Annotated in this window: 4 protein-coding genes and 1 pseudogene; 2 read left to right on the forward strand and 3 right to left on the reverse strand. The window is 44.5% G+C overall.

The genetic code is table 11. From position 1 onward, the window contains the following. The 3 genes and pseudogenes from RID53_RS00175 to nagA all read right to left on the reverse strand — a co-directional run. Positions 1 to 510: pseudogene (locus RID53_RS00175) on the reverse strand (IS630 family transposase); the annotation flags it as partial. A 17-nt stretch (positions 511 to 527) separates the two neighbouring features. Further along, entirely contained in the window at positions 528 to 947 is a 420-nt protein-coding gene (locus RID53_RS00180) for a helix-turn-helix domain-containing protein (RefSeq protein ID WP_446386199.1), read from the reverse strand. Between the two features lie 503 nt (positions 948 to 1,450). After that, positions 1,451 to 2,611 (reverse strand): N-acetylglucosamine-6-phosphate deacetylase, encoded by a 1,161-nt coding sequence (nagA, locus tag RID53_RS00185; protein ID WP_446386200.1) that lies wholly within the window; start codon positions 2,609 to 2,611, stop codon positions 1,451 to 1,453. 178 nt (positions 2,612 to 2,789) lie between these two features. Between nagA and RID53_RS00190 the strand changes: the two genes are divergently transcribed. Together RID53_RS00190 and purE are read left to right on the forward strand one after the other, a co-directional pair. Then, complete coding sequence (locus tag RID53_RS00190) at positions 2,790 to 4,061, forward strand: RNA-guided endonuclease InsQ/TnpB family protein (RefSeq protein WP_446386201.1); 1,272 nt, start codon at positions 2,790 to 2,792, stop codon at positions 4,059 to 4,061. A 60-nt stretch (positions 4,062 to 4,121) separates the two neighbouring features. Then, positions 4,122 to 4,649, forward strand: coding sequence for a 5-(carboxyamino)imidazole ribonucleotide mutase (purE, locus tag RID53_RS00195; protein WP_446386202.1), 528 nt, complete (start codon positions 4,122 to 4,124; stop codon positions 4,647 to 4,649). Positions 4,650 to 5,193: the final 544 nt, after the last annotated feature.

A 5,193-nucleotide genomic window follows, 5' to 3' on the forward strand; every position in this document is an offset into this window, starting at 1 on the left:
CCAATTTTTCAAATTTTCATCAGTGACCATGCTAATATGTTGAGCAATGGCACATTCTAATTCTTCACGAGTTTGTGGCTTTATTTTCCGGAGAAAAGCTTTCAATTTAGACCACCAATGTTCAATGGGATTAAAATCCGGCGAATAACTCGACAAATAAACTATTGTTGCTCCGACCGATTCGATGATTTCTTTAACTCCAGTGGTATAATGAGCGGGTAGATTGTCAGCAACAAGACAAGCACCTGGAGAGAGTTCAGGAGCCAGTATTTGTTCAATAAAAGTCAGAAAAATATTACCTGTAGTACCACCATTTACTGTCATAGTAGCAACTACACCGTCAAATTTCATTGCCCCAAGCAGGGTAATTATATTACCATGAGGATAAGGAGACGTTCCATAAGCTCTTTGCCCTTGCTCAGAACGAGCATAACGTTGTGTTATTCCTAACTGAATTCCAGTTTCATCTAAAAAAACTAACTGTTTGAAATCGAAAGCAGCTATTTTCTTCCAATATTCAAATCTTCCTAGTTGGACTTCCTGTGTGTTGGATTTGGGAGCATGAGTTGTTTTTTTTTACGTGTAAATTTCTGCTTTTTGAGAAAGCGGCACATTGTTGGAACACTGACTTTTACTTGGGCTTCTGCCTCCAGACGCTCACAAAGCTGTTCTAAAGTCAGATCGTTGCATTCCTCCATATATTTGAGAATTAGTTCAGAGTACGAATCAAGTTGAGGTTGAGGTTCTCCCCCAATTGGTAAAGGTTCTATGCTTTTTGTTTCATAAAACTTTTTGAGAAGTCTTTGAACGAAGCTCAAGCTAACTTTAAACCGATGGGCTAATTGACGAAAAGAACCTTCCCCATTATTATAAGCTTCAACTATTTTTTGACGCAAGTCCCGAGAGTAAGGCTTCATTAATTGATTTTCATGGGTATATTTCAACATATCTCCAAGATACAGGGTAGTGTGATCACCAATCAACTTGATCCAGGCTATAAGAAAGTACCGACAACAATTTTGGATTACCCCCGCCTAATGGCGCGATCGCTTTCCCTCCCTGCCCAAAATTGCCTTCTTCCATAATCACCGCCTGACAACGGTTTTAAATCATCCTGCCTAGCCTAATGGCGCGATCGCTTTCCCTCCCTGCCCAAAATTGTCTTCTTCCATAATCACTGCCTGACAACAGTTTTGAATCATCCTGTCTAATGGCGCGATCGCTTTCTCCTAAGCTATTTTAAACTCAATGGGGTAAGCTTAATTTCAGATAGCCCAAAGCTTACTTTGACCATACGGAGTTGTTTTATTCACTGCTGCTACTGTAGTCTATCAACTTGAAAACCGCTGTAATTCCTCTTCATTAACTTCAAATTATATTTGCGTAAAAGTTACGCAAATGCATTTTTTTTGTCCAAAGTCCAATTACTTAACAAAGGACAAAAGACAAATTACCCATTAACTGTAAAACGCTGCCAACTCAATTTTGATGTATCCTCATGCCAATGCCATCGCAACAAATTGGCAGGTTGTCCTACTCCAATCCCAGGTAAACCGATCGCCTGTCGAGGGGACTCTGTTGCTAGAGCGATCGCACTCTCGATTTCACACAGTCCCCACTCTACCAAATTCTGTACTCCCACCAATAGCGGTAACGTAGTTCCCGCCAACGTACCATCCGCTAATCGTGCCGTACCCTGTTTCACTTCAATCTGACGCTGATCCCAGGGATAAATCCCATCACCTAATCCTAACGGCGCTAACGCATCACTCACCAGAAACAATCCCGCTTCATCCCTACTGGCTTGCAGTAGAATTTGTAACATTGTCGGACAAACATGTTGTCCATCGGCAATCACCCCACAGCGCACTTGCGGATGAGTGATGGCGGCACCTAATAATCCGGGTTGGCGATGGTGTAATCCCGGCATCGCATTAAAGGCATGAGTCACCATCGATGCACCTGAGGCAAAGGCTTCCTCCGCCTCAGCCGCCGTTGCTTGGGAATGACCTAAACTCACGGTAATTCCTAAAGAACGCAAATGACTAATCGCCTCACCTGTCTCGTCTAACTCCGGCGCTAGCGTCATCACTTTTACCAGTTTGCCATAACCTCCCAAAACTTGCTTGACGTTTTCTAGGTTTAATGGTAATAAATATTCCGGAGGATGCGCTCCTCGCTTCTGAGGATGTAGAAAAGGTCCCTCTAAATGCACCCCCAAGATTTGCGCCATGCCCGCCTGATCGGAAGCGGTGGTTAAAAAATCCGCAATCACCGCCAGGGATTGTTGAATTTTCTCAATCGAGGTGGTTACCAAGGTGGGTAAAAATCCATCAATCCCCTGATTACCCAAAAATTGGCAAATATTCTGCAATTTCTGGCTATCCCCCAGCGTCAAATCCGGAAACGCCAAACCCAGCGCCCCATTAATCTGTAAATCGACCCCAGCTAAGGAGAGCCAATCGCCTGTAACATCGAGAGTAGCGGCATTTTGAGCCATATCAGCCATGGGTGCGATCGCGGAAATTTTTCCCTCCCCATCAACCCTTACCTGTTGCAACCCTTGATAACCTGGTACTCGTGCATTAATAATAATCATGTTCTTTATCATTAATCCTGCGTCATTTTAACTGTTGAGGGGTTTGGGGAGCTATAAATCCCACACCATAATCTCTGATTTGGTGTTGGGATGCCTTCACTCCCCAAGTCAATTGAGCGAGGTTCAATGCCTCCGAAATTGACGTTTACCGCAAGTTGTCATTTACAGTAGATTAAGCGACAATCAAGGTATGCTAAATCTGAACTACACCTATCGAATTTATCCTGATGCTGAACAAGTCGAGTCACTAAACGAATGGCTCGAAACTTGTCGGGGTGTTTATAATTATGCCCTTAGAGAGCTAAAGGACTGGATTGCTTCAAGGAAGTGTCCTGTAGACAGGTGTAGGTGTAGTAAGGAGTCAGAATACATAATGCCTGCTGATTATCCCTTTCCTGGATATCAGCAACAACAGAACAATCTACCCAAAGCTAAAAAGGTTTACCCCAGACTAAAGTCAGTACCCTCTCAGGTATTGCAAACAACAATTAGACGGTTACACGATGCTTGGGACTTTTTTCGGGAACGAGGTTATGGGTTTCCGAGGTTCAAAAAGTATGGGCAAATGAAGTCAATACTTTTTCCTCAATTTAAGGTAAATCCAATAACCGGATGGCAGATAAAATTACCTAAGTTGGGAAAAGTTCAAATTAACCTACATCGTCCAATTCCTGATGGTTTTGTAGTTAAACAGGTCAGGGTAATCAAAAAAGCGGTAGGTTGGTTTGTAGTTATCAGCATTTGTTCTGACATTTCTATTCCTGATGCTGTGCCTCATGGTCATTTTATCGGAGTAGATGTTGGGTTGAATAGTTATTTGGCTACCAGTGACGGCTTCGTAGAACCAGGACGTAAGTTTTTCAAGGATATGCACCGTAGGCTGAAAGTGTTACAACGCAGGTTATCCAAGAAAAATAAGCGCTCTAAGAACTATGAAAAAGCTAGACGCAAAGTAGAGAAGCAGCACAACCATATTGCATTCAAGCGAAAAGACTATCAGTACAAATTGGCTCACAAGCTGTGTGACATGGCGGGGACTATCTTCCTAGAAGACATCGATTTCCGCACCATGGCAAAGGGATTTCTGGGTAAACATACAATTGATGCGGCATTCGGTCAGTTCAGGGATATTCTTTATTATGTTGGGAGACAACGCGGTGTTTATATTGCTGAAGTTGACCACAGAGGGACGTCTCAGACTTGTCCAAATTGTCGTATTGAAGTCACCAAAGAACTGTCTGATAGATGGCATAGTTGCCCAGAATGCAAGTATGAGGTGGATAGAGATATAGCCTCAGCACAGGAAATCTGTAACCGAGGTTATGAGCAATTGAGTACCCAGGGACTCTGGGGGAAAGAAATTGGCTGTCAAGTCGGGCTGTCGGGGGCATTTTGCCTAGATAAGTGGCGCAGGGCAGCAATGTCTAACAGCGATGTTGGAAGCCTACACCGTAATCTCTGATTCGGTGTAGGAGGATGTCACTTCAGGGAATAGGGAACAGGCAAAAAGGACAAAGGACAAATGACGAATGACAACCCCCAAATTGGTATTATTATGGGCAGTGATTCCGACTTGCCCACGATGCAGGGTGCGATCGCAATTTGTGAAGAGTTCGAGGTAGCCTGTGAAGTCGCGATCGTTTCCGCGCACCGAACTCCCCAACGTATGGTAGACTACGCCCAAACCGCTCATCAGCGTGGACTCAAGGTGATTATCGCTGGGGCGGGAGGGGCAGCTCATTTACCCGGTATGGTGGCGTCTCTGACACCATTACCCGTCATCGGCGTTCCTGTTTCCACTCGCCATTTACAAGGGGTAGATTCCCTCTACTCGATTGTACAGATGCCAGGTGGAATCCCTGTCGCTACCGTAGCCATTGGCAATGCTAAAAATGCCGGGTTGTTAGCAGTGCAGATTTTGGCATCCCAACAACCTGAGTTACTCGAACGAGTGCAGCAGTACCGCCAGACTTTAACGCAATCCGTCATGGATAAGCAAGCGGCGCTAGAAAAGTTGGGATATCAGCAATATTTATCACAAATGTCGTAGAGTGAAGTACCCCAACTTACTTCGCTGAAGTTGGGGCTTCCAACTCAACTAGGCAATGACGGTCTTATTCGTCTTCGGAGTTTCCCGCTTCATCCGTCGATGCCTCTCCAAACATAAGTTTGGTTTGGTCTTATTCAACGTCCACAGGCAGCAACCCGCCTCCCGCAGGTTGTTATTGCTTGTCGTACAACATGGCTTGGGAGAGTCTTTTACCGCAGGGCGTAACCTTACGTACCAGTGGTCATGTTCTTTCCCTAGCTGCGATGTTTCTGCGGCAAGCATATTACTGCTACTTCGGAATCAGCCTGTCTGATGTCCATACGCCTAGGCGGGTCAGCGACCAAGCTAACAATAACATGAATATGTAGCAATTGCTAATAGGTGTACTAAGCACACCTATTGACCCGCATTTCTCACAAGTTTTGCTATCTGAGTCGTCGAAACCTTTACCTGGAGTAGGTTTCGAGCATTTTTGACCGACACTGAATTTTGACAGAGTGTTGAAAGCCTTATTCTACGGTTAATCCAGGGTGTATGAGCCTTT

It is taken from the genome of Coleofasciculus sp. B1-GNL1-01 (genome assembly GCF_040220235.1).
GTDB lineage: Bacteria > Cyanobacteriota > Cyanobacteriia > Cyanobacteriales > Coleofasciculaceae > Coleofasciculus.